Below are 23,983 nucleotides of genomic sequence, written 5' to 3'. Positions count from 1 at the left end.
AAGGAAGCTGATCTTTTTTGTCCGAACAGCGTTCGGATTAATTTTACAATCTACCAAGTTCATAAATCAAAAAACATGTTTGGGACAAGATGACTTATGTCCACAGATCCATTGTTGTTTTCTGATTTTCAATAGCGGAAATGTGGGACAAATTAAAAGACCACCTGGACATTATTCCTTGTCCAGGTGGTCTTTTAATTTGCTGTTAGAGTAACTAGTTATTAAAGCGCGAGTTGATTTGTTAATTCAGCGAGCGCATCGTCGGCTGATGCTGTGATTTTTAAGAGCGACTGCTTATCGAACACGTTTGGTTTAGGATTTATATTGACTACCTGGTTGCTCGAGGTCTTCGAGTAATAACCGTTTGAACCAATTACAATGGTCAAATCACTGGCTGTCATCCACGCATCGGCTTGTGCTTTCGCGTCAGGCAGCGTGGCGATATGACGAAAAATCGGGTCTGGTGAAATGAGACCACCACATACGGGACAGTGAGGAATCGGTGCCCGCAAAATTTCGAAGTCAAAGATGCGACCACAATCCAAACAATGATTAATGTTAATGCTGCTCCAGATGTTAGCTACCGAGGTGCTACCAGCGAACTGATGTAAAAAGTCGATGTTAGTCGTTACAATGCCATCGATACGTTTTTGCTGTTGCAAGGTCGCTAGCACTTGATGGGCGACAGAAGGGCCATTATTGATAATCGGATCAATGAACAACCGATGAAATTCAGTGAAATAGGCTTCCGGGTCTCGTTGCAATAAATCCTGCGAAACAAAGTCGAAAGAGTTGTTCATCATTTCCCAGTCGGGGATGCCGCTAGCGACTGAAATTCCTGCACCGGTTAACACAGTCGTTTTAGTTGATTGCTGCAGTAAGTCTTTTAGCTCTGAGATTTGTGCTTGTAGATTTGTCATAGGATTGCTACCTAAAACCAGGCAGGTTTAGCGCCGTCTGTATTTGGTCGGTTGATGCCGACGGATTCACGAATGTGTTGTTGTGGGGTGTTGATTAAGGTCGTGATGAAGTTAGCCACACTGTCACGCGACACTTCAGTGCCTTTAAAAGGCGTACCTTTTTGCGTCAACTCATAATCGATTTCATGTGTATTAGAATACCAAGCGGGTCTGATCAAAGTGTAGTCTAGCTCGCTTGCCTCAATTGATTTGGCAGCCAACGCATACGGAGTAATGTAATCGTCTAAGATCATGTCTTTATTCCACTGGCCAAAGGCGCCGGGAACTTCATCGTAGATACCCAATACAGAGACCCAAATTAAACGCTGAACGTTATTTTTCTGCATTGCTTGGATGACAGTATTTGCTTGATCAATGCTATCGGTGCCCAGTAAATTTGCATAAACGATGTCTTGATTCTTCATCGCGTTGTTTAGTGCTGCAGAATCAGTGACGTCGCCTTGGATGACCGTACTGTTTGGAATCGTCGCGGTTAACTTTTCAGGATGACGTAAAAAAAGTGTGAGATGATGTTGTGTGTTGTCAGCAACAAGGGCTTGTTCGACCACAGTTGCGATGCTACCATTAGCACCTAAAATCAAAATGTTTGCCATTAAAAAGTACCTCACTTATTTATTTGAGCAGAATTATACTACGGCGAATGGAAAAATATACATACACTTGCGGTGGACTGTTAGATTTTAAATGACTTAATGTCGTCATCTCTGATTGCGATTTTAGTGAAGCACGTTAGCACTCGAAATTTCGATAATTACAGCTAGTTTAGAATGCGAATTCACTAGCGTACTTGTGACTATGGTAAAATGTGATGGTAATTTAAACTCGCACACGAGGAAGGAATAATGGTGATGGTTACACGTTATCCAGATGATAGCTTGACCTTGCATACAGATGCGTACGAAATCAACATGGTACAAACGTATTTCGAGGAGGGTGTGGCAGACCGCCACGCTGTGTTCGAGTTGTATTTTCGCGATCTTCCATTTCACAATGGGTATGCCGTTTTTGCAGGGTTGGAGCGCATTATTCAATATATTAACCAACTACGATTTACTGAAAGCGATTTAGCGTACTTACGTGAAGCTGAAGGCTACTCGGAGGACTTTTTAACCTACCTAAAAGACTTCAAATTCACGGGTACAATCAGAGCCGCCAAGGAAGGCGACCTAGTATTTAATAATGAACCAATTTTACAAGTTGAAGGTTCGTTAGCCGATTGTCAGCTAGTGGAGACGGCTTTATTGAACATCGTGAACTATCAAACGTTGATCGCCACGAAGGCAGCACGGATTCGATCCGTCGCCGGTACAGACGGCATCTTAGAGTTTGGTACGCGGCGGGCGCAGGAAATGGATGCTGCCTTGTGGGGCACGCGGGCGGCTTACATTGGTGGCTTTGACGCGACTAGTAACGTGCGTGCTGGTAAGGTGTTTGGTATTCCGGTTAGTGGAACGCATGCGCATAGTTTGGTGCAAACGTACCGCGACGACTATCAAGCATTCATGGCATATGCAAAATCGCACCGTGATTGTGTATTTTTAGTCGACACCTATGACACGTTGCGGTCTGGGGTACCGAATGCAATTCGGGTCGCACAAGAAATGGGCGATAAGATTAACTTCCTCGGCGTCCGGATTGACTCCGGCGACATGGCTTACATTTCTAAGCGTGTCCGCGAACAGCTAGATGAAGCAGGTTTTCCGAATGCGAAAATCTACGCGTCCAATGATTTAGATGAAAAGACGATTACGAACCTGAAGATGCAAGGCGCTAAGATCGATGTTTGGGGTGTTGGTACCAAGCTCATTACGGCCTTTGATCAGCCTGCTTTGGGTGGCGTGTACAAACTGGTGTCGGTTGAAAATGAACGCGGTACGATGGTGGATACCATTAAACTATCGAGCAATGCAGAAAAAGTTTCCACACCTGGTAAAAAGCAGGTATGGCGGATTACGAAGCGGGCCGATGGTAAATCCGAAGGGGACTATGTTGCGTTAACGGACGAACATCCTGAAAAGTCTGAGCGGCTGCATATGTTCCATCCGAGTTACACGTACATCAGTAAGGACGTCACTGATTTTGATGCGCGTCCGGTGCTCGTTGAGATTTTCAAAGATGGGCAGCAGGTGTACGATATGCCAACGCTAGAGGATATTAAGACGTTCTCAGCACAGCAATTGGCATCGTTGTGGGATGAATACAAGCGGGATTTGAACCCGCAAATTTATCCAGTCGACTTGTCCCAAAAACTTTGGAATCACAAACAGACCATCATCAAAGATGTTCATGATTATGTTAGTAAGCTAAAGTTCGACAATTAGGAGGCGCTTTGATGCGCGAACAACAAGCAGTAATTATTAAGGCACTCGGAGTAAGTGCAGATTTTGACGCCGAAACGGAAATTCGTAAAAGTGTGGACTTCTTAAAGGCGTATTTAACAAAATACCCATTTTTAAAGAGCTTAGTATTAGGTATTTCTGGTGGGCAGGATTCGACGTTAGCTGGTAAATTGTCCCAGCTGGCAATCAGTGAATTACGGGCAGAAACGGGTGACACAGCGTATCAATTTATCGCCGTTCGCTTACCATATGGAGAACAGGCAGATGAAAGTGACGCCATGGACGCAATCACGTTTATGGGTGCAGATCGCGTGATGCGGGTCAATGTACAAGCCGCCGTTGATGCAGGTGTGGCTGCTGTTGAAGCTAACGGGCTGAAGGTTTCTGATTTCAACAAGGGGAACATCAAGGCTCGCGAACGCATGGTGGCGCAATATACCATTGCTGGGGAAGTGGCAGGCGCCGTTGTTGGCACCGATCACGCCGCTGAAGCAGTGACTGGGTTTTATACGAAGTACGGAGATGGTGGGACTGATATTGATCCGCTGTACCGTTTGGATAAACGCCAAGGGAAAGCGATGCTTAAGGCACTGCAAGCACCTGAGCACTTGTACTTAAAGGTACCAACGGCTGATTTGGAAGATGATCGGCCAGCGTTACCTGATGAAGTTGCCCTAGGGGTAACCTACGATGATATTGACAACTATCTTGAAGGCCACGATATCGAGCCTGCTAACGCAGAAAAAATCGAGGCGTGGTATGCCAAGACGGCCCATAAACGGCACATGCCAATCACGATTTTTGATGATTTTTGGAAGTAAGCGGACACATTTAACTATTTAAAAAAGGTTAGTGTAACGATAAGTTTTTCTTGCTTTAATCAATCGTGGTCTGTATAATTTGGTTCAGATAAATGAGGGAGTAACTAATGGTTCATCACAACTTGTGATGAAGCGTGACAACGCCGTCAGCAAGACAGGGTTTGCTTTAAACCCGCTTCAAGTTCTGGTTTTGTCTTAAATAGTGAGACTCATGATCGACACTTATTTTAAGTGTGCGTTCATGGGTCTCTTTTTTTACCCAACGAGCCGCACGAAAGGGGAACAAAACATGAAACAAAGTAAGTTACCACAGGCTGCACAATGGTCTGTGGAAGAAACAATGAAGCAGGTTGACGGTCGTCTGGATGGTCTGACGACACAAGAAGTGACTGACCGTACAGAAAAGTTTGGGCCGAACGCGTTGGCTGGTAAACGTCAATCGACGCTGCTAGAAAAGTTTATTGCTCAGTTTAAAGATTTGATGATCATTGTTTTGATTGTGGCTGCAATTATCGCTGCGGCAACAGGTGAAGCAGTGGATGCAATCATCATTTTGTTAGTGGTAATCTTAAACGCTGTGTTCGGTGTTTTCCAGGAGGCGAAGGCAGAGCAGGCTATCAATGCGCTTCAAGAAATGTCAGCGCCGAATGCCCATGTTCGTCGTAACGGCGAAACGGTTACTTTGAAAAGTGATGCGTTAGTTCCAGGGGATATTGTGTTGCTTGAAGCCGGTGACATCGTACCAGCAGATATGCGCTTGGTGGAAGTTGCGTCCTTACAAATTGAAGAATCTGCTTTAACGGGGGAATCAGTCCCAGTAAACAAAGATTTAGTCGCCGTGACGGATACGTCTGTGGGGCTTGGTGACTTAAGTGACTTGGCGTTTATGAACAGCAATGTCACATATGGACGTGGTGTTGGGATGGTGACGGCGACCGGGATGGAAACCCAAGTGGGACGTATCGCTGGTATGCTCGATAGCACTCAAGAAAGAAAAACACCGTTGCAAGAAAACTTAGCCCATTTGGGCAAAGTCTTAACGATTCTGATTTTAGTCGTTGCTGTCGTTGTCTTTGTCGTGGGGATGATTCGTGGTAATGAATCGCTGATCAACATGTTACTGACAGCCATTTCACTGGCTGTGGCAGCCATTCCAGAAGGACTGCCGGCAATTGTAACGATTACGTTGGCCTTGGGTACCACACGGATGGCCAAGCTAAATGCATTGGTCCGTCGGTTGCCTGCAGTCGAAACGTTAGGTAGTACTGATATCATTGCCTCTGATAAAACAGGGACGTTGACGCAAAATAAAATGACCGTGGAAAAAGTCATTACTGCAGCTGGTGTCGTTGATGCGGCGACTGCAGATGGTGCTACAGCAACAACTGATCAGGGTGCCTTAGCCACCGTGTTGATGTTAAATAATGATACTAAGCAAACGACCGATGGTTTAGTGGGTGATCCGACAGAAACTGCGCTGATTCAATACAATTTGGATCACGGGGTCGATGCACCAGCTTTTCTGGCCGAACATGAACGACTGGCAGAAATTCCGTTTGATTCAGAACGAAAATTGATGACGACGGTTAACAAGATGAGCACCACCGGGGATTTATGGGTGACTGTCAAAGGGGCGCCTGATGAATTGCTAAAGCGTGTTACGCGAATCCAAGTTAATGGGCAAATCGAACCATTGTCGAATGAGAAGCGTGATGAACTGCTGACAATCAACCACCAACTAGCGGTGCAGGCGCTACGGGTCTTGGCTTTTGCCTACCGACCAGTTAGCGAAGTGCCTAGTGAAATGACATCTGATAAAGTTGAGCAAGATCTTGTTTTGGCTGGTTTTGTTGGCATGATTGATCCAGAACGGCCAGAAGTTGCCGGTGCGGTTGAAGAAGCTAAAGCGGCGGGTATCCGACCATTGATGATTACCGGTGACCATGCGGATACGGCTAAAGCGATTGCTGTGCGGTTGGGAATCATTGAAGAAGATGACCAGGCTGGTGTGATTACGGGTGCACAATTAGACCAGATCAGCGACGAAGACTTTGAAGCAAAGGTTAAGCAGTACTCGGTATACGCCAGGGTGGCACCTGAACATAAAGTGCGAATTGTGAATGCTTGGCAAAAGCAAGGCAAGGTTGTCGCCATGACCGGAGATGGTGTGAACGATGCGCCTGCCTTGAAAGCTGCCGACATCGGTGTGGGAATGGGAATCACTGGGACAGAAGTTTCTAAAGGTGCTTCTGACATGGTGTTAGCCGATGATAACTTCTCAACGATCGTGGTTGCCGTGCGTGAGGGACGGAAGGTCTTTGCCAACATTCAAAAGGCGATTCAATATCTGTTATCAGCCAACCTGGGGGAAGTTTTGACCCTGTTTGTGATGACCATGATGGGTTGGCAAATTTTGGCACCGGTACACATTTTGTGGATCAACCTGGTGACAGATACGTTCCCAGCAATTGCGTTAGGTTTGGAACCTGCCGAAAAGAACATCATGCAACAAAAGCCACGGGGACGGGCATCGAACTTCTTGTCCGGTGGGGTGTTTGGCAACATTGTCTACCAAGGTTTGCTAGAAGGTGGCTTAACGTTACTGGTTTACTGGTTGGCGTTAACATTCCCGGCGCACACAGCCAGTGCGCAAATGCACGCTGATGCCTTAACGATGGCCTTTGCCACGTTAGGATTGATTCAACTGTTCCATGCGTTTAACTCAAAATCGATTCACGGCACTATCTTTACAAAACAGTTGTTCAAGAACCGTGCCTTTAACTGGGCGATTCTAGCTGCTTTCGTTTTATTAGCAGCAACGATTCTGGTGCCGGGTTTCAATAGCTTGTTTCACGTTGCAACACTTGATCTGTTCCAATGGGCCATTGTGATTGGTGCCGGACTGACCATGGTGATCATCGTTGAAGTTGTTAAATTGATTCAACGGCGATTACACAAAAACTAATCAACATCAATTTGGGCGCATGCGTCGGCAGACTCGTTTCTGCTGAGGCATGCGCTTTTTCTTTTGTCCCACGTTTTTGCTATTTAAGTTCGTAAATCAAAAAGGAGTTTGGGACAAAATGACTTATGTCTCAAACTCGTCTATTTGCTATGTTGTATGAACGGAAGCCAATTAAATTCACGTGATCGTTGGGTTTGCACTCGTCTTGGGTCGTTGCTCTACGACAACCCAAGTTGCATACGTAAATTACGAACGATGTCGATATCTAGCTGACCAGGAGCTGATTGTGTGTCATTCATGGTGACAAAACTTGCGACGCTGCCGAATTGATCGCCAATTACACGACTCATTTTGCCAAAGTCACCCATCGTCATCGTTAGCAGTTGTGGCGCTAAAATGGTGTTTGCTTTAGCAGTCGCTTGCAGAACGGTTAAAACATCTGTCGGCTGTGCTGGCATGTAGGCTGCTTTGACAATCGCCGGTTGGTAACTTGCCATGTCAGCCAGCTGTTGTATAATTTCGCCTTCTGCTGGCGTTTTCTGAAAATCGTGATGACTGATGATGGTCGCGACATTAAACGCCTTGGCATTTGCGAGTAAAATTTTAATGTTCATCGGCGTCTGACTTGCCTCAATGTCTACAAAATCAATCAAGTGTGATTCTAATAAGGCTGTGTAGATTTTTTGGTAACTTGCATCGCCGGCCGCGAAGGGGCCACCTTCTGTTGCGGTACGAATGGTGGCAATAATCGGAATATTGCCTGCCTGTTCGCGGAGCGCTTTGCCTGTAACGAGGACATTGTGGCGTGATTGATCAGCTAGCTGGTCGATACGCCATTCTAATAAATCTGGTTTTACGCGCTGCCAAACGGTTGCTAGTGGGGCAACGTCATCGACGTTCTTAATCATCAGCGACACGATTAACCGTAATCCGGTGGTGGCTGATAAGGTTGTTTGACGAACAGTGAGTGATTTTGTCATGGTAAACTCATTTCATTTAAGGTTTAAAAATCCTTTGATGATGCTAATCTATCATCACTGGTGAACGGACGTCAAATGTAAAATGAAAGAATTATGAAAATATCGTTGACAGGCTCTCATGGTGTTGTTATGATTGGTCACATCAAATAAGCGAGGGAAATAATATGTTGAAGCTAAAGCGAACAACAACTGAAAAAGCGTTTAGTTATTATTGGTAACTTGTGGTGTTACACCTTCACTGGGTGCAGACATCACGTCTGCATCTAGTGACCAATAATTTTTTAGCATATTAAAAAATTTCGTCACGTAGATGGTTCCAAAATCTGTGTGACGATTTTTTTGTTTTCACAGTCGGTTACCAACCAACGACGAATGAACAAAAAGCGTGCACGGGTTTTGAAAACCTGCGCACGCTTTTTTCATTCTAGGAGGATGTCTTATGAGTAATCAATCAACGGATCAACAAAATATCAACGCCTTGCGTGTACTGAGTGCAACAACCATCACGAATGCAGGCGCCGGACACCCTGGTATTGCTTTAGGAGCTGCACCGATGTTGTACACGATTTGGAGCCGGCATTTACGTATCGACCCACAACATCCTAAATGGATTAATCGTGACCGCTTTGTTTTGTCGCCGGGACATGGATCCGCGTTGTTATACAGCTTGTTGCATTTAAGTGGCTTTGACATAACGATGCAGGACCTTAAAGCGTTTCGTCAGTTAGGCAGTCGTACACCGGGCCATCCGGAAGTGTTACCGGATAATGGCATTGATGCGACGACCGGCCCCCTTGGACAGGGTTTTGCAATGGGTGTCGGGATGGCAACTGCACAAGTGCATTTGAGTGGATTGCTTGATGAGGACGCCAATCTTATGGATCACGATACCTTTGTTGTTGTCGGTGATGGGGACTTGATGGAGGGCATCTCTCATGAAGCTGCCAGTTTTGCCAGTTTACATGAATTAAACCGGCTGATCGTCCTTTATGATTCTAACGATGCATCGCTGGATAGCCAAACGAAAGCAGAATTTAAAACGGATGTGCGTCAGCGTTTTGAAAGTTACGGTTGGCATACCGCACTGGTGTCTGATGGTGAATCGGTCGATGACATTGATGCAGCAATTGTCGCTGCTAAGGCACAACAAGATGCACCAACGCTGATTGAAGTAAAAACGACGATTGGTTTTGGAACAAAGCATGCCGGATCACACTTGAGCCATGGTAAACCGCTGACGGATAGTGAACTGGATGAGTTGAAACGGTTGTTAAGCTGGCCAGCAGCGGATTTTGAAATCCCAGCTGCCGTTACGGACAGTTTTCATGAATTGGTTGCAAAGCGCGGCATGATGACTTACCAAGCATGGCACAAAAGATTAACCATGTTTCTTCAGGAAGCGGCTCACAGAAAGTTATGGCAAGGGTTGTTCAGTCCCACAATTGATGTCGACATGTTGCCGACATTTGAAACAGGAACAAAGGCTGCTGGTCGAAACGTTGGTGGTCAGGTTATTCAAGCAATGAGTGCACAATTGCCAGGCTTCTGGGGCGGTGCAGCAGATGTTGCCAGTTCAACGAAAACCAATATTGAAGATGGTGGTGTGTTTGGTCAAGCGCAGCCGGCCGGTAAGAACATAACCTTTGGCATTCGTGAATTTGCGCAAGCAGCCATTATAAATGGCATTACGCTGCATGGTGGGACGCAGGTGTTCGGCAGTTTGTTCTTTGCCTTTGCGGATTACAGCAAAGCCGCTATTCGCCTAGCAGCGATGCAACACATCCCCAGCATCTTCGTTCTAACGCATGACTCCATCGGATTAGGTAGTGACGGTCCAACTCACCAACCAGTTGAACAACTGATGGGCTTCCGAAACATGCCAAACGTCAATGTATTACGTCCGGGCACACCAAGTGAAGTTGTTGCTGCCTGGCAGGTGGCACTAGCTAGTACGGATCGACCAACGTTATTAATTTTAGCGCGTCAGAATTTGACGGAGTCGACACATCACGCCAGTTTGCAAGACGTCACCAATGGTGCATACACGGTTAGTGAGGCCAGTACGACTGTGAGTGCGGTGTTGATGGCGACTGGGTCAGAAGTACAGCTTGCCTTAGCTGCCAAAAGCCAACTAGGAATTGATGGAAGTGGAGTTCGGGTGCTTTCAATGCCAAACTTACACGCCTTTGATGAGCGGTCTCTGGCGCAGCGTGAACGATTACTGCCAAGGGTTGTTACGAACCGGGTAGCAGTTGAGATGGGCAGCACGCTGGGATGGGAACGTTACACCGGTTTAGACGGACACGTCATTGGGATTGACGAGTTTGGGGCTAGTGGGGCCGGTGATGCAGTGGCGGCCCACTTTGGCTTTACGACTGAGCACATCATTGAATGCTTAACCACCAGCGCGGAGGTGCGAAACGATGCCTGAAATTGATGGTTTCACGCAACTGTACGGATTACTCGCTAATCCGGCGCGTCACAGTTTATCACCGAAAATTATGAATGAAAGTTTTAAAGTAAACAAAGTAAACGCAAAGTATTTAGTATTTGAACCGGCATCGGCGGATCTAGCCATAACAGTTTCCGGCTTGAAAGCAGCAGGGATTGGCGGATTCAATTTATCGATGCCATTTAAACAGGCAGTCATACCACTGCTAGATGAGCTAACTCCGCGGGCCGCGTTACTGCAAGCTGTCAACGTAGTGAATCAAGTCGACGGCCGGCTAATCGGTGATACAGTCGACGGTGCTGGTTTCGTTGCTAACTTGAAAAGCCAACACATCGATTTAACTGGCAAGCGAGTCGTACTACTTGGCGCAGGTGGAGCAGGGCGAGCGGTTCTAGAAGCATTGAGCCACGAGCCGTTACAACAGATAACCGTTGTCAAACGACAAAATGCACGATTTAAGGACGTTGCAACATTGATTAAACAGTTGCAGGTAACGGCCAGCATGCCAATTCAACTAGTTGATTATCAAACGGCCAACTTAGTGACGGCCTTTGGTGACATGGATTTGCTAATCAACAGTACCAACATTGGCATGAAGAGCCACGACCTACCATTTGCAACATCATTGACACAACTATTGCATCCAGGACAAGTCGTCACCGATATGATTTATGCGCCGCTAGAAACAGAGTTGCTTAACGTTGCTAACCAGCAAGGGTGTCAAACAATCCCCGGTTTAGGAATGCTCGTTGCCCAAGCAGCCGCTTCATTTAACTGGTGGACAAACACCACCATGCCAGTTACACACATCAATCAACTATTAAAGGATGGACTAAAAATATGATTATTATTTTAAAAGCAGCAAATCAAGCAGAAGCAATCGTAGACTTACAAAAACACTTTGGCGACCATACTGACGTGTTTGTTCATAACAATCGCGTGGCCATCGTCGGCGCTAAGGAAAGCGACTTAACCGCAGCAGAACAAGCAGCTGCAGAAGAAATTATTATGCAGCATCCGGCCGCTGTTCAAAGTAGCCGCTTGTTTCACCCAGAAGACACAGTGATTAATTTAGCGCATACGATAATCGGTGGTGGTCATTTCAGCTTGAGCGCCGGCCCTTGTTCTGTTGAATCAGCTGAACATGTTCGTAAGATGGCGGCCGTTGCCAAGGCTGGCGGCGCAACATTGCTACGTGGTGGCGCGTTCAAGCCGCGGACATCGCCATACTCATTCCAAGGACTAGAAGAAGATGGGTTGAAGTTCTTACGAGCCGCTGCTGATGAACAAGGTATGGATATGATTACCGAAGTGATGGATGAAATGCATGTCGACATGGTCAACGAATACACCGATGTATTTCAAATTGGCGCGCGTAACATGCAGAACTTTTCATTGCTGAAGGCTGTTGGTAAGATGCGCAAACCGGTGCTCCTAAAGCGGGGGATGTCTGGCACGATTGATGATTTAATGAACGCGGCAGAATACATTGCAGCAGGTGGAAACACACAAATCATGCTGTGCGAACGCGGCATTCGGACATTTGATAACAAGTACACGAGAAACACATTCGATGTTGGCGCCGTTTCTGTACTGCATGAACTGACCCATTTCCCAGTGATTGTGGATCCTAGTCATGCGATGGGACATACGGATTTAGTCACACCGATGGCAGTTGCTGGTACAGCAGCGGGCGCGGATGGCGTCGTTGTGGAAATCCATGATGATCCTGCCCATGCATTTTCTGATGGAGCACAGGCGTTGAAACCAGACCAGTTCATGGAAATGGCGAAGCGCGTGCAAGCAGTTGAAGCGTTGGTCGCCGGTTGGCGGGAAGAGGCGTAGACATGACAGTCATTGATGTTGCATTAAAGGATCATTCGTATCAGGTTCACATCGAACGTGGGCTTTTAAATGAAGCAGGACATCAAGTTAAAGCGCAGTGGCCTAAAGTTGGCAAAGTTGCATTGATCAGTGATGACAACGTTGCACCGCTGTACCAGCAGCGTGTCGCTGAGCAACTTATGCAGCAAGGATTAACCGTTTGTCAGTATGTTGTTCCTGCCGGCGAGCCTAGTAAAAGTTGGCCAGTAGTCAACGACTTAGTGACTAAGATGATCGATGACAGTTTTAGCCGTGATGATGGCGTCGTTGCCTTAGGTGGTGGTGTAATCGGTGACTTGGCTGGCTTTGTAGCCTCGGTTTACATGCGCGGGATCGCCTTTATTCAAATACCGACTTCGTTACTGGCACAAGTTGATAGCTCTGTTGGTGGGAAAACGGCAATTGATGTCGGAGCAGCGAAAAATATGGTCGGCACCTTTTATCAGCCAGATTTAGTACTGATTGATCCAGATACTTTAGACACCCTACCAGAACGATACTTAGTCGAAGGTTATGGCGAAATCGTGAAGACCGCGTTGCTTGATTCAGCAGAATTTTGGAACCTTACGGAACAGGTAGATTCAGTAGTAGCATTGTTAAAGTTAGCGCCAGAGCTGAGTCAGCGAAGCATTGCGTACAAAGCAAAGGTGGTCATGGCTGATGAAAAAGAAGGCGGCCTGCGCCAAGTGCTGAATTTAGGCCATACAGCCGGACATGCCATTGAGTTATTGTCACCAACTGTGATGGCCCATGGCGAAGCCGTCAGCATTGGGCTAGTCAAAATTCTGCGGGTCTTTGAAGCACAGGGATTAGAGCAAGAGAATCTAAGTAGCCAAGTGATTCAACGGCTACAAGCAGTTGGGTTACCGACTGAATCAGAGCTTATTGGAACACCAGCATTTTACGAAACCTTGCAACATGACAAGAAGAATCGTGGTGGTGTGTTGAACCTCGTGTATGTTTCAAACCCAGGGGAACCCCACATTTACCCGATTGATAGCCAAACCGTGAAGACATTTTTTGAGGAGTCTTGTAAATGACAGAAAATGACGCGCTAAACCAATTGCGACAGCAGCTAAATGCTTTAGATGCACAGTTAATTCCCTTGTTGGAGCAGAGACTAGCAGTTGTGCAGCAAGTTGGTAATGTGAAGGCAGCGGCAGGATTGCCAGCAAATGATCCACAGCGCGAACAAGTCATTATTGAACGACTGGCGCAACAGGTGACAGAGAAGACATTCACGCCGGCGATGACACAGATCTATCAAGGAATTTTCGCAGCAGCCAAAGACATGGAACGTGTAATTATCAAGCAGGAGGAAGCCAAATGAAATTTATGACAGCAGGCGAATCACATGGACCGCAACTAAGCGGCATTATTGAAGGCATTCCCGCTGGATTGAGGTTAGACATCAATGCTATCAATGAACAGTTAGCTGCGCGTCAAGGTGGCTTTGGACGTGGTAATCGACAACAGATTGAGCATGATGTAATTGAAATTACTGGTGGCGTTCGACATCAAGAAACGTTGGGCTCCCCAATTGCCCTAACCATTACCAATCGCGATCACGCGCACTGGCAAAAGATCATGGATCCAACGATTCCCGCAACACCCGAAAACACCTTACGAACGGTGGAACGTCCACGTCCCGGCCATGCTGATTTAGTCGGTGGAATGAAGTACCGGCATCGTGATTTACGAAATGTGCTGGAGCGCTCGTCTGCGCGCGAAACGGCCATGCGTGTGGCAGTTGGTGCCATCTGCAAACAATTATTAGCGCAACTAGACATTTCTTTGGTTGGCTACGTTGAACAAATTGGTGACGTGCAGGCAGGCGGTCAACAGCCGGTCGTTGTTAGTGATATTGAACAGCAAATCAAGCGAAACGATTTACGCATTGTCGACGAGACGCAAGTAGAACGGATTCACGACCTAATTACTGATACAAAAAAGGCCGGTGATACGTTAGGCGGCCTCGTACGCGTGGTCGCCACCGGGTTACCCGCCGGTATCGGCAGTTACATTAGTGCCAGTACGAAGTTAGATGCCAAATTGGCAGCGGCTGTCATTGGCGTTAATGCGTTTAAAGGTGTGGAGTTTGGTGATGGTTTTGCTGCAGCGACACGTCCTGGTAGTCAGGTGATGGATGCCATCGACTGGGACGAAGCAGCGCATTGGCAACGACTGACCGACCATCTTGGCGGCCTGGAAGGCGGGATGACTAACGGGATGCCACTTATCATCCGCGCTGCGATGAAGCCAATTCCAACGTTATACAAACCATTACAAAGTGTTGATGTAAACACGAAGGAAGTCTTGAAAGCAAACGTTGAGCGTTCTGATACGACAGCCATTGTACCGGCTTCGATTGTCATTGAAAGCGTGGTGGCAATTGAATTAGCAACCGCGGTCTTGGAGATGTTTGATAACAGTAGCTTGGGACGGTTACAAGAACAACTAACGGCATACCGTAGTGAGGTTGCTAATTACTAAAACGGAGGTCAGATACGTGCACATTCATACTCTAGGACCAGCAGCAACAGACAGCAATCATGCTAGCATTGCATATTTGCAACAACACCCGGAACTAGCTGAATCAGTGGTGTTACATGATCGCTTTGAAACGATTTTACGGCAGTTAGCCCAATGGCCAGGAGACCTGGTAGTCATACCAGCCGCCTTTCAATCAGATTTGTGGCAGGAAAGCTGGGGGGATGTGCACTATGCGTTTAGGGATCAGTTGACACTCATTGATAGCTTTGTTCACCCGTTGGATCCGCTAGTAGTCGTGGAAAACGAGCAACGGCAAACAGGAATTGGCTACACGCATGCTGCCACTGGAAAATTACTTGAACGCACAGTAGCGCTTACCCAATTAGTAACCACACCCAGCAAGGTGGCAGCGTATCAACGCTATCAAAGTGACGGGCAGTATGTGCTGACCAATGAACGTAACGTGACCTTAACGGCAACTGACAGCATCATCAAACGAATCGAAGTGAACATGGTGTGGTGCGTGTATCGAATCAACGGAGGAAATTAAGATGAAGCAATTACAGGGACATGTTGCTGGTTTACAGGGAACGCTAGCTGTACCAGGCGATAAAAGTATTTCACACCGTGGACTGATGATTGGTGCGATCAGTGCTGGCATCACGCGGTTACATAATTTTTTACCATCGGCAGACTGTTTGGCAACCTTGGCAGCCGTTCAAGCATTGGGTGTGGCGGTTGATCGGCCAACGCCAACGGAAGTCACAATTACAGGTGTTGGCAAAGCCGGTTTGCATCAGGCTGTCGGTTCGCTAGACATGATGAATTCCGGTACTAGTACGCGCCTATTCATGGGTTTATTGGCGGGACAAACATTTGATAGTACGTTGACGGGGGATGCGTCACTGTCGAAGCGACCGATGCGGCGGGTGGCAGATCCGTTGCTGGCCTTTGGTGCTGACGTGAACGTGACTTCTGCAGGCACGTTACCCGCAACGATTCACGGTCAACCATTGCATGCAGCTAATGTCCAAATGAACGTCGCCAGCGCGCAGGTGAAAAGTGCCCTCATTTTGGCAGCATTGCAAGCACCAGGTGTTAGCACAATTGTTGAAACATTACCCACGCGCGACCACACTGAGCGCATGTTGCGTGCGTTTGGTGCCAATGTACAAACGACAGCTGATCAACGCACCATCACGGTGGTCGGACAGCCTGAGCTAGTCGGGCAAACGCTGACGGTACCAGGTGACATGTCATCGGCAGCTTTTTTCATGACGGCGGCGTCCTTAACGAAAAATGCGCAGGTGCATTTAAAAAATGTCGGCATTAATGAAACACGGACAGGGCTTTTAAAAGTCTTACAAGAAATGGGTGGCCGCGTGATGGTTGACAAACATATGGCCGGCGGTGAACCAGTTGCAGATTTGACCATCGAAACGGCGGATTTGCACAGCATTACGCTGGGTGAAAAAGATATTCCTGCGTTGATTGATGAACTGCCATTAGTGGCCTTACTGGCTGCGCGTGCACAAGGTGTTACAACCATCACAGGCGCCGCAGAACTACGCGTTAAAGAAACGGATCGAATCGCGACGATTGCCACCGAATTGACCAAAATGGGAGCAGAAGTCCGTGAGCTGCCCGATGGGTTAGTCATCACCGGACATGCCGACTGGCACCCACAATCGTTAACATTGGACAGCCATGGCGATCATCGGATTGGCATGATGCTGGCGGTGGCTGCGTTACAACAGCCAGAAACGTTTACATTAGACAATGCAGATGCAGTCGCAGTTTCTTACCCAAACTTTTTTGAAGATTTAGCACAGTTGATTACACCGGAGGCAGTTTAATGACGACGATTTTAATTCGGGGACTCGGTTTGATTGGAAGCTCACTTGCACGCGCAATTCGGCTACAGGATGCCACTGCACACATTATTGGTAGTGATACGGATGACACATTAACGTACGCACTGGCACAACATATTATTGATGAAAAAAGCGTCGGACTAACGGCTGCCAGTCGAGCAGATATTATTATTTTAGCCACGCCGGTTTCTGTTATTAAAACGGATCTAGCAGCGCTGGCGATGATACAACTAAATGAAAACGTCGTTGTAACGGATGTTGGCAGTACGAAACGTGCCGTGCTGGAGGCTGCGCAGCCATTATTGGCCAAGGGTGTGACATTTATCGGTGGGCATCCGATGGCTGGTTCACATAAGTCTGGCGTGCGTGCAGGTCGTCCGGATTTATTTGAAAACGCCTTTTACTTATTGGTACCGGGAAGAAATGACGATGAATCTGTGAAACGGATGCAGACGCTTTTACGCGCAACTCATGTTAAATGGCTGGTCGTTGATGCTGATGAACATGATCGCATGGTGGGACAGTTGAGTCACGTACCGCACGTGATTGCGGCCGCGTTAGTGAATGAAACGAACGTGCAATTTGCGGACTCACCAATGGCCTTACGATTGGCTGCTGGTGGTTTTAAAAGTATCACACGGATTGCGAGTTCAGATCCGGACATGTGGACAGCCATTATGACTACCAACGGGGATGTCATTACGCAACAACTCGATGCTTACCAACACAATTTAGCGACGATTGAAACAGCGATTGTGAACAAAGATGTCGATACGATTCGGACGTTTTTTGCAAATGCGAAAGAGACCCGTGACGCACTTGGATCAGAACAAGCAGGAAATTTACCAGGCTTTTTTGATCTATTCTTGAACATTCCGGATCGCGTTGGCGCCTTGGCAGACGTAACCCGTATTTTAAGCGAGCATGGTGTCAATTTAGTGAATATTCATATTTTGGAAGTGCGTGAGGAAATTGATGGCGTGCTACAGCTCACTTTTGCCACAGAAACAGCACGGCAAATGGCGATTGAATTACTGCAAGGGTCGTTTGAAATTGTACGGAGGTCGTAGGATGGAAGTTGTTTTAATCGGGTTTATGGGTACTGGTAAATCAACGATTGGACCATTGTTAGCGAAACGTCTAGGTCGTCAGCATCTGGATTTGGATCGCTTACTTGAAGCACGATTAGGTCAATCAGTTGGGTCTGTCTTCGCGCAAAAAGGCGAGGCTGCTTTTCGATTGGTAGAGCAGACGGTATTGCGTGATGCGTTGGAACAGCCTGGTGTCCTTTCAACAGGCGGTGGTGCTGCTGCACAAGTTGACAATGCTGCGGTACTGCGAGAAAGTGGGGCAACGATTGTGTTGCTAGAAGCACGTGATGAAACTTTGATTGAACGTTTATGTGCTGATCAGACACGGCCGTTGGTCCAGCGACTGGGAGTAGCAGGTGTGTTGGATTTGAAGCATCAGCGTGATGCGCAATATCATGCGGTGGCGGATTTTGTCGTGAGGACGGATGATGGGACGCCGGGGGATGTGGTTAGGGAGATAATGGCTGGTATGTAGCGAAGACGTGTTCCGCAGCCCATGGTCCTGTGCAGAACCTGGCCGCTGTCCGTGGCTAAAGCCACTACCACCGTCCTTGTTCTTGCTCGGACCATATTCGGGCCGCGTCGCACTCTGATTTGAAACGTGCTCCGTAGCCCATGGTCCTGTGCAGAACCTGGCCGCTGTCCGTGGCTAAAGCCACTACCACCGTCCTTGTTCTTGCTCGGACCATATTCGGGCCGCGTCGCACTCTGATTTGAAACGTGCTCCGTAGCCCATGGTCCTGTGCATTGCCTGACCGCCGTCCGTGGGCCGAAACCGCCCACTACCGCCGTTCCTGCAATTGCTCGGACCATACCCGGGCTACGTCGCACTCTGTACTATGTGTTACACTAACTTCAATGGACTATTTGGTCTGGTTAATAAATATAATTATGAGGAGTTTCATTTTGAAAAAGAACATTATTCAAGTCTATGCGCGCACCTTATCACAAATTATTACGTCTACTGAAGATCTGCAAAAGGAATTGGAACCGTACTACACCAAGCTAAAGACTGCCTTAGATGGTGATCAATTAGCCGGTGTTAGTGATGCCGATTTGGCTGATATTCAAGCTGAATTTCAGGATGGGACTGATCAGTATAAACAGTTGAATGAGCGTTTGAACAAACTGCAAGCACCTGCGCGCTTTATGGGGAAGCACCGTAACCTAACAAACGCCTATCAAACGTACGTGGACGGCTGCCAAGCAATGACAGATAGTATTCAGTTAGCGGATCACAAGGTTGACCAAAACGTCTTTGCTGCCGCTGAAACTGGGCAAAATGAAGCGATGGATCACATCATTCATTTGGTGACCGGAATTTTATCCACGCAAGCATAGTAAATTTAAATTATCGGTGACGAAAAAACGTATGTTAGTAGTGACATCGAAGGCTTATTCAAACGGACGAAGGTGCTGATGCACACTCGTCTTTTTTACTGGTGAAACGTACAGCTCAATTGGGGAAAGCTTTTTTATAATCATGACAAATGCAGAATTACAGCAACTGGTTGAAACAATTTCGCTACGTGATTTCAATCGACCATTTAAGCATCGCGCCATCTTTAATGCACGACTTAGGACAACTGGTGGGCGTTATCATTTAGACGATCATCATATCGACATTAATCCGTTAATGTTGACCGATTTTGACGAGACTAATTTAATCGGCGTGATTCGTCATGAATTGGTACATTACCATTTAGCATTGGCAGGCTTGCCATTTAGTCATCGTAGTCGTCAATTTAAACAATTGCTGACAAAGGTCCATGGTAGTCGTTTTGCACCTGCGCCAAAAAAGCCGCAGACGAAAAGATTAGCGGTTCGTTATATTTATGAGTGTGAGCGCTGTGGCCGCCGATTTGTTCGACAACGACGGGTAAACGTCAGGAAGTTTGCTTGCGGTGCTTGTGGTGGTCACTTACACTTACAGGAGAGTTCGAAGTTAATTTAAGGACGGTTGAGATAAAATGACGCCAATTTATAACTGGTTAAAACGTGAAGATAGCCAACTTTACCTAACGTTGGGATTGATAATTGTGGTCTTGTTTTGTTTTCGCCACTTTTTATCGATTATTTTATTGATTACCATTTTTTCTTTTCTGGCTTTGAAAGCAACGGCGCGTGTGCGTAAATGGTTGCCAATTGGGCAAGTTTTAGCGACGCTGGTGGTTTATATCGTTGTAATCGGGGCAGTTGTCGCAGCAATTTCTTATGCGGCGCCGACCTTGGCCAATCAGTTTGCTGGTTTTCCTAAGATGGTTACGAAGGCAATCAACGACCATCCGGTGTGGGATAAGCAAATTGATGTTTGGGTCAATAAGGCACTCAATAGTAGTGAATTAATGAAACATGGCCAGACAGCTTTAGTAACCGGGCTTCATGGGCTGGAATCATTGGGGACAGCCGTGTCCCATGTTGGCATTGCCATCTTTTTGAGTTTGATTTTCACAGCTTCCTATGGTCGTATGAAACGCCTTGGGTCAGCCTTTTTGCACAGCCGCTTCAAGCATTTCTTTACTAATGTGTACTATTTGGTTCGCAAATTTGTGTTAATTTTAGGTACTGTCATCGACACCCAACTGATTATTTGTACGATCAATACAGTGCTAATGACGATTGGGCTGACTTTGCTGGGCATGCCTAGCATCTTAGTCCTTGCTGTCATCGTGTTTATCTTAGGTCTAATCCCGGTCGCCGGCGTTTTGATTTCAATGGTGCCGTTAACACTGATTGCCTTTGCAGCTGGTGGTATTTGGAAAGTTGTCGAAGTTGTTATTTTAGTGATCGTGATTCACTTCTTTGAATCTTATTTCTTACATCCACGTTTGATGGCAACAGCGACAGATCTTCCTATTTTTGTGACATTTATGACGTTAATTATCAGTGAGCAGCTGTTGGGAACTTGGGGATTGATTGTCGGATTGCCAATTGTGGCCTTCTTTTTGGACTTGGTTGGTGTGCATCCGCGACCAAATGATGGCCCCATCATGCAACAGTTGCGAGACGATGATTTTCGTTAGTTGGTGAAATCTTCTGATTGAGCGATTGCCAAGCAGAGGCTTCTTTGGTAATATAGTTTCTGTTGATGCGGCCATGGCGGAATTGGCAGACGCGCAAGATTAAGGATCTTGTGATCTTTTTGATCATCCGAGTTCAAGTCTCGGTGGCCGCATAAATAAAGGAGTTTGTTGACGTTTCGTCAGCAAACTCCTTTTTTCGTACTAATTGTTAGAATGTCAGGTCAATTTTTTCTTGCCCTAAGCCTGCGTCAACATGAACGTCATGCAACGTGATTTTGTAGACAACTAGTGAATCGCCAATGGCGTCCCAGGTATGTTGGTAATTTGGCACCAATTCTAAGTACCGTGGTAACAGTTCAGCCATTGTTTTTGTGGATGGCGTAATCGTTATGTGATGTGCACGAACATAAGGATTATTCGGGGTGTCGTCTTGTGGAACGGTGATTAGGGCAGCATCGGGATTGTTAGCGTAGATGGCTGCGGCGTTGGTACCTTTGACGGAGGAAAAATAAAGCGTGTCTGGTTCATCTTTAAACCAGACGAAGTTAAGGATTTTAACGTCGGCCGTGCCATTTAATGATGTTGCTAAGGCCAGCTTGTCAGCGGAACTGTAAACTTGCTGAAGTAGTGCAATATTATCAGTCATCATAATCTCCTGTAGATACTATCTATTATTGTTTAAATTTTACCACAGTTCTAATGTGTCAAGACTTATAGAGATTGCTTAAGTAACCCTAAGAAAAAGTTAAAATATGTAAGGCGGCGCAAACATTTGGTTAAAAAATGGCACGGGCTCCAGTCTTGGTTTACAATCATGTACGAAACTTAAATGAGTAGCTTAAATGCCCTGGGGGACAAACACATGAATAATGAACCACAAGATAATCAAACTTCAACGCGTGCCGGACGTAAATCTGGTCGTTCAAGACGGTTCCATCCATGGCGGTGGTTCTGGGGCATTATTGTATTACTATTATTAGTAATTGCCGGATTTGGTGCGGTTGCCTACCACAACATCAATTCTGCCAGCGACAAAGCTTACAAATCTGCTGGTATCAACAAAGCACGTGATACCAAAGCGGTCTTAAAGGACAAACGACCAATCTCAATCATGTTCTTAGGAACAGATACTGGAGCACTTGGCCGGACTGAAAAAGGTCGGACCGATACAATCATGGTCGCAACCATCAATCCACAAACAAACAAGATGTTGTTAGTCAGTTTGCCGCGGGACACGATGACAGATATTGCTGGCTATCCTAACCAGTCACCTGCAAAGATTAACGCCGCTTATTCAATTGGTGACGTGGGTACAACTATCAAGACTGTGCAAAACCTGCTGAACGTTCCAATTGATTACTATGCCTTGCTGAACATGGGTGGGTTGGAAAAATCGATCGATGAAGTTGGCGGTGTCACTGTCACCTCACCATTGACCTTTAACTACGAGGGGGCTTCCTTCGTAAAGGATCAAACCTATCATATGAATGGATCAACCGCTTTGAAATTTGCTCGGATGCGTTATGACGATCCACAAAATGATTATGGTCGTCAGAACCGGCAACGATTGGTCGTTCAGGCGTTATTCCGTAAATCAATTTCTGTCAAAACAGTGTTGAACCCAAGTTTCTTGAACTCCATTTCTAGTGAATCGCAAACTGATTTGCAAAGTGGTGATTTAGTTAAACTTGCGCAAAACTATCGGAGCGCTACGAAGAACATGACAACCGATCACATGCAAGGGCAAGGCCAAATGATCAATGGTCAATCCTTTGAAGTTGTGAGTTCAAGTGAAAAGCAACGTGTTACGAATGAACTACGTAAGAGCTTGGATCTATCAGCAAAAGCTGACGAATAATTAAAAAAACATCTGCCGATTTGGCGGATGTTTTTTTAATGTTTACCAGCTGGCTTTACGAACACCAGGAATTTGACCTTTGTGAGCGAGTTCACGGAAGTTTAACCGTGAAAGACCAAACTGACGAATGTAAGCGTGGGGACGACCATCGATTTGGTCACGCCGGTGAATCCTAACAGGTGATGCGTTACGAGGCAATTTAGCTAATTCAGCATAGTTGTGGTCCGCCTTTAATGCAGCCCGGCGATTTGCATACTTTGCAACAGTTGCTTCAATACGTAGTTCTTTGATGATTTTGGACTTCTTTGCCATGAACGATAATTCTCCTTGACCGTTGTGGTCACCAAAAGTTACGAGACAATGGCAATTCAACTTTATAACAGTAACGATTACGATTTAGTATAGCAAAGCCATTTTAAAATGCAAGCATTGTTACGTGACTTGACGTGAATCAAGTAAAAAAAAGGAACCATTGGTATACTGAGCACAGCAAGGATTTAACAGGAGGCGAGCCGAATGCACAATCATCTCGAGACAGCACATCAGTGTATCGAATTGGTACCAATCTTTAAAACGTTATCAGTCGAAGATTTAAAACAAGTAACAAGCTTGGTTCATGAGCAGCAGTTTACACAAGGAGAAACTGTCTTCGCTGCCGGTACACACGCTGATGCATTGATGATTGTGGCACATGGGCAAGTCAAAGTGTATCAAGGCGCTGCTAATGGCCGAGAACAATTACTCTACCTATTACAACCAGGTGACTTTGATGGAGAAGCCGCCTTATTTAAAGAAGTAACCCGAACAAGTTCAGCGGTTGCGTTGGTCGATACAAACGTCTGCATGATTTCTCGCCAGGCATTTCAAGCATTGTTACAGCGTGCACCGCAACTAGCGTTAAATATGGTCAACGCGTTCGGCGAGCGCATTAATCGACTGGAACGACAAACGACGGCGGTAACGACCACCTCAGTTGAAGGCAGGCTAGCAGATTACTTGGTGGAAACCGCCGCAAGTTTTCCAAGTGGCGCACAGTTTACATTACCAATGCCTAAAAAAGATATCGCCGTTTATTTAGGAACGACACCAGAGACAATCAGTCGAAAACTCAAACTGTTTGAAGACGCAGGACTACTGCAACGATTTGCAGGTAATCGCGTCCAGCTGACTGATGTCGATCAGCTGGCGTTGATCAGTGACTGACAGCTTTGATCCAAGGAAAA

General features: G+C 46.4%; 23 protein-coding genes and 1 tRNA gene. 19 read left to right on the top strand and 5 right to left on the bottom strand.

Features of this window, described 5'->3' with window-relative positions; all coding sequences use genetic code 11:
- Positions 1–221: 221 nt before the first annotated feature.
- On the bottom strand, positions 222–920 hold the full coding sequence (locus IV55_RS06550; protein ID WP_057810543.1) for an SIR2 family NAD-dependent protein deacylase: 699 nt from the start codon (positions 918–920) through the stop codon (positions 222–224).
- An 11-nt stretch (positions 921–931) separates the two neighbouring features.
- Positions 932–1,573, bottom strand: coding sequence for an SDR family oxidoreductase (locus tag IV55_RS06545; protein ID WP_057810541.1), 642 nt, complete (start codon positions 1,571–1,573; stop codon positions 932–934).
- A gap of 255 nt (positions 1,574–1,828) precedes the next feature.
- On the opposite strand from IV55_RS06545, the gene IV55_RS06540 reads away from it, so the two are divergent.
- From IV55_RS06540 to IV55_RS06530, 3 genes are all read left to right on the top strand, one after another.
- Positions 1,829–3,301: a nicotinate phosphoribosyltransferase gene (locus tag IV55_RS06540; RefSeq protein ID WP_057810556.1), complete on the top strand. Its 1,473-nt coding sequence runs from the start codon at positions 1,829–1,831 to the stop codon at positions 3,299–3,301.
- An 11-nt stretch (positions 3,302–3,312) separates the two neighbouring features.
- Complete coding sequence (gene nadE, locus IV55_RS06535; RefSeq protein WP_057810539.1) at positions 3,313–4,140, top strand: ammonia-dependent NAD(+) synthetase; 828 nt, start codon at positions 3,313–3,315, stop codon at positions 4,138–4,140.
- 289 nt (positions 4,141–4,429) lie between these two features.
- Positions 4,430–7,105, top strand: a complete 2,676-nt coding sequence (locus IV55_RS06530; protein WP_057810537.1) for a cation-translocating P-type ATPase — start codon at positions 4,430–4,432, stop codon at positions 7,103–7,105.
- Positions 7,106–7,323: 218 nt separating this feature from the next.
- Here the strand turns inward: IV55_RS06530 and aroD are convergent, their stop codons facing one another.
- On the bottom strand, positions 7,324–8,085 hold the full coding sequence (gene aroD, locus IV55_RS06525) for a type I 3-dehydroquinate dehydratase (RefSeq protein WP_057810535.1): 762 nt from the start codon (positions 8,083–8,085) through the stop codon (positions 7,324–7,326).
- A gap of 439 nt (positions 8,086–8,524) precedes the next feature.
- Between aroD and tkt the strand changes: the two genes are divergently transcribed.
- The 14 genes from tkt (at position 8,525) to IV55_RS06455 (ending at position 21,054) form a co-directional block, all read left to right on the top strand.
- Entirely contained in the window at positions 8,525–10,516 is a 1,992-nt protein-coding gene (gene tkt, locus IV55_RS06520) for a transketolase (protein WP_057810533.1), read from the top strand.
- The gene (gene aroE, locus IV55_RS06515; protein WP_057810531.1) at positions 10,509–11,381 is read left to right on the top strand and encodes a shikimate dehydrogenase; all 873 of its coding nucleotides are present in this window, start codon (positions 10,509–10,511) and stop codon (positions 11,379–11,381) included. The genes tkt and aroE overlap by 8 nt, the downstream gene beginning before the upstream one ends.
- A complete protein-coding gene (gene aroF / locus IV55_RS06510; RefSeq protein ID WP_057810529.1) occupies positions 11,378–12,382 on the top strand; it encodes a 3-deoxy-7-phosphoheptulonate synthase in 1,005 nt (334 codons plus the stop codon). Before aroE ends, aroF begins: the two co-directional genes overlap by 4 nt.
- A 2-nt stretch (positions 12,383–12,384) precedes the next feature.
- Complete coding sequence (gene aroB / locus IV55_RS06505) at positions 12,385–13,461, top strand: 3-dehydroquinate synthase (RefSeq protein ID WP_057810527.1); 1,077 nt, start codon at positions 12,385–12,387, stop codon at positions 13,459–13,461.
- The gene (locus IV55_RS06500; protein ID WP_057810525.1) at positions 13,458–13,751 is read left to right on the top strand and encodes a chorismate mutase; all 294 of its coding nucleotides are present in this window, start codon (positions 13,458–13,460) and stop codon (positions 13,749–13,751) included. Before aroB ends, IV55_RS06500 begins: the two co-directional genes overlap by 4 nt.
- Complete coding sequence (gene aroC, locus IV55_RS06495) at positions 13,748–14,914, top strand: chorismate synthase (protein ID WP_057810523.1); 1,167 nt, start codon at positions 13,748–13,750, stop codon at positions 14,912–14,914. The genes IV55_RS06500 and aroC overlap by 4 nt, the downstream gene beginning before the upstream one ends.
- A gap of 16 nt (positions 14,915–14,930) precedes the next feature.
- Positions 14,931–15,464 carry a hypothetical protein gene (locus tag IV55_RS06490; RefSeq protein WP_057810522.1) on the top strand — a complete coding sequence of 178 codons (534 nt, stop codon included), beginning with the start codon at positions 14,931–14,933 and terminating at the stop codon, positions 15,462–15,464.
- A 1-nt stretch (position 15,465) separates the two neighbouring features.
- Complete coding sequence (gene aroA, locus IV55_RS06485; protein WP_057810520.1) at positions 15,466–16,770, top strand: 3-phosphoshikimate 1-carboxyvinyltransferase; 1,305 nt, start codon at positions 15,466–15,468, stop codon at positions 16,768–16,770.
- A complete protein-coding gene (locus IV55_RS06480; RefSeq protein ID WP_057810518.1) occupies positions 16,770–17,858 on the top strand; it encodes a prephenate dehydrogenase in 1,089 nt (362 codons plus the stop codon). Before aroA ends, IV55_RS06480 begins: the two co-directional genes overlap by 1 nt.
- A 1-nt stretch (position 17,859) precedes the next feature.
- A complete protein-coding gene (locus tag IV55_RS06475; RefSeq protein WP_057810517.1) occupies positions 17,860–18,354 on the top strand; it encodes a shikimate kinase in 495 nt (164 codons plus the stop codon).
- Between the two features lie 431 nt (positions 18,355–18,785).
- On the top strand, positions 18,786–19,220 hold the full coding sequence (locus tag IV55_RS06470; RefSeq protein ID WP_057810515.1) for a hypothetical protein: 435 nt from the start codon (positions 18,786–18,788) through the stop codon (positions 19,218–19,220).
- Positions 19,221–19,362: 142 nt separating this feature from the next.
- Complete coding sequence (locus IV55_RS06465) at positions 19,363–19,833, top strand: SprT family protein (RefSeq protein WP_057810513.1); 471 nt, start codon at positions 19,363–19,365, stop codon at positions 19,831–19,833.
- A gap of 16 nt (positions 19,834–19,849) precedes the next feature.
- Positions 19,850–20,902, top strand: coding sequence for an AI-2E family transporter (locus IV55_RS06460; protein WP_057810511.1), 1,053 nt, complete (start codon positions 19,850–19,852; stop codon positions 20,900–20,902).
- A gap of 67 nt (positions 20,903–20,969) precedes the next feature.
- Positions 20,970–21,054, top strand: a tRNA-Leu gene (locus tag IV55_RS06455).
- Between the two features lie 56 nt (positions 21,055–21,110).
- Here the strand turns inward: IV55_RS06455 and IV55_RS06450 are convergent.
- Positions 21,111–21,548 carry a pyridoxamine 5'-phosphate oxidase family protein gene (locus tag IV55_RS06450; RefSeq protein ID WP_225425852.1) on the bottom strand — a complete coding sequence of 146 codons (438 nt, stop codon included), beginning with the start codon at positions 21,546–21,548 and terminating at the stop codon, positions 21,111–21,113.
- Positions 21,549–21,764: 216 nt separating this feature from the next.
- Here IV55_RS06450 and IV55_RS06445 point away from each other — a divergent pair, with 216 nt between their 5' ends.
- On the top strand, positions 21,765–22,760 hold the full coding sequence (locus IV55_RS06445; protein WP_057810508.1) for an LCP family glycopolymer transferase: 996 nt from the start codon (positions 21,765–21,767) through the stop codon (positions 22,758–22,760).
- Between the two features lie 42 nt (positions 22,761–22,802).
- Here the strand turns inward: IV55_RS06445 and rpsN are convergent, their stop codons facing one another.
- The gene (rpsN, locus tag IV55_RS06440) at positions 22,803–23,072 is read right to left on the bottom strand and encodes a 30S ribosomal protein S14 (RefSeq protein ID WP_057810507.1); all 270 of its coding nucleotides are present in this window, start codon (positions 23,070–23,072) and stop codon (positions 22,803–22,805) included.
- A 204-nt stretch (positions 23,073–23,276) separates the two neighbouring features.
- Between rpsN and IV55_RS06435 the strand changes: the two genes are divergently transcribed.
- Positions 23,277–23,963, top strand: coding sequence for a Crp/Fnr family transcriptional regulator (locus IV55_RS06435; RefSeq protein WP_057810505.1), 687 nt, complete (start codon positions 23,277–23,279; stop codon positions 23,961–23,963).
- The last annotated feature ends 20 nt before the right edge of the window (positions 23,964–23,983 follow it).

It is taken from the genome of Furfurilactobacillus siliginis, assembly GCF_001437435.1.
In the GTDB taxonomy this organism is placed as follows: Bacteria; Bacillota; Bacilli; order Lactobacillales; family Lactobacillaceae; genus Furfurilactobacillus; species Furfurilactobacillus siliginis.
The sequence above is the reverse complement of the archived record's forward strand: the minus strand, read 5'-3'. Positions and strand labels throughout refer to the sequence as shown.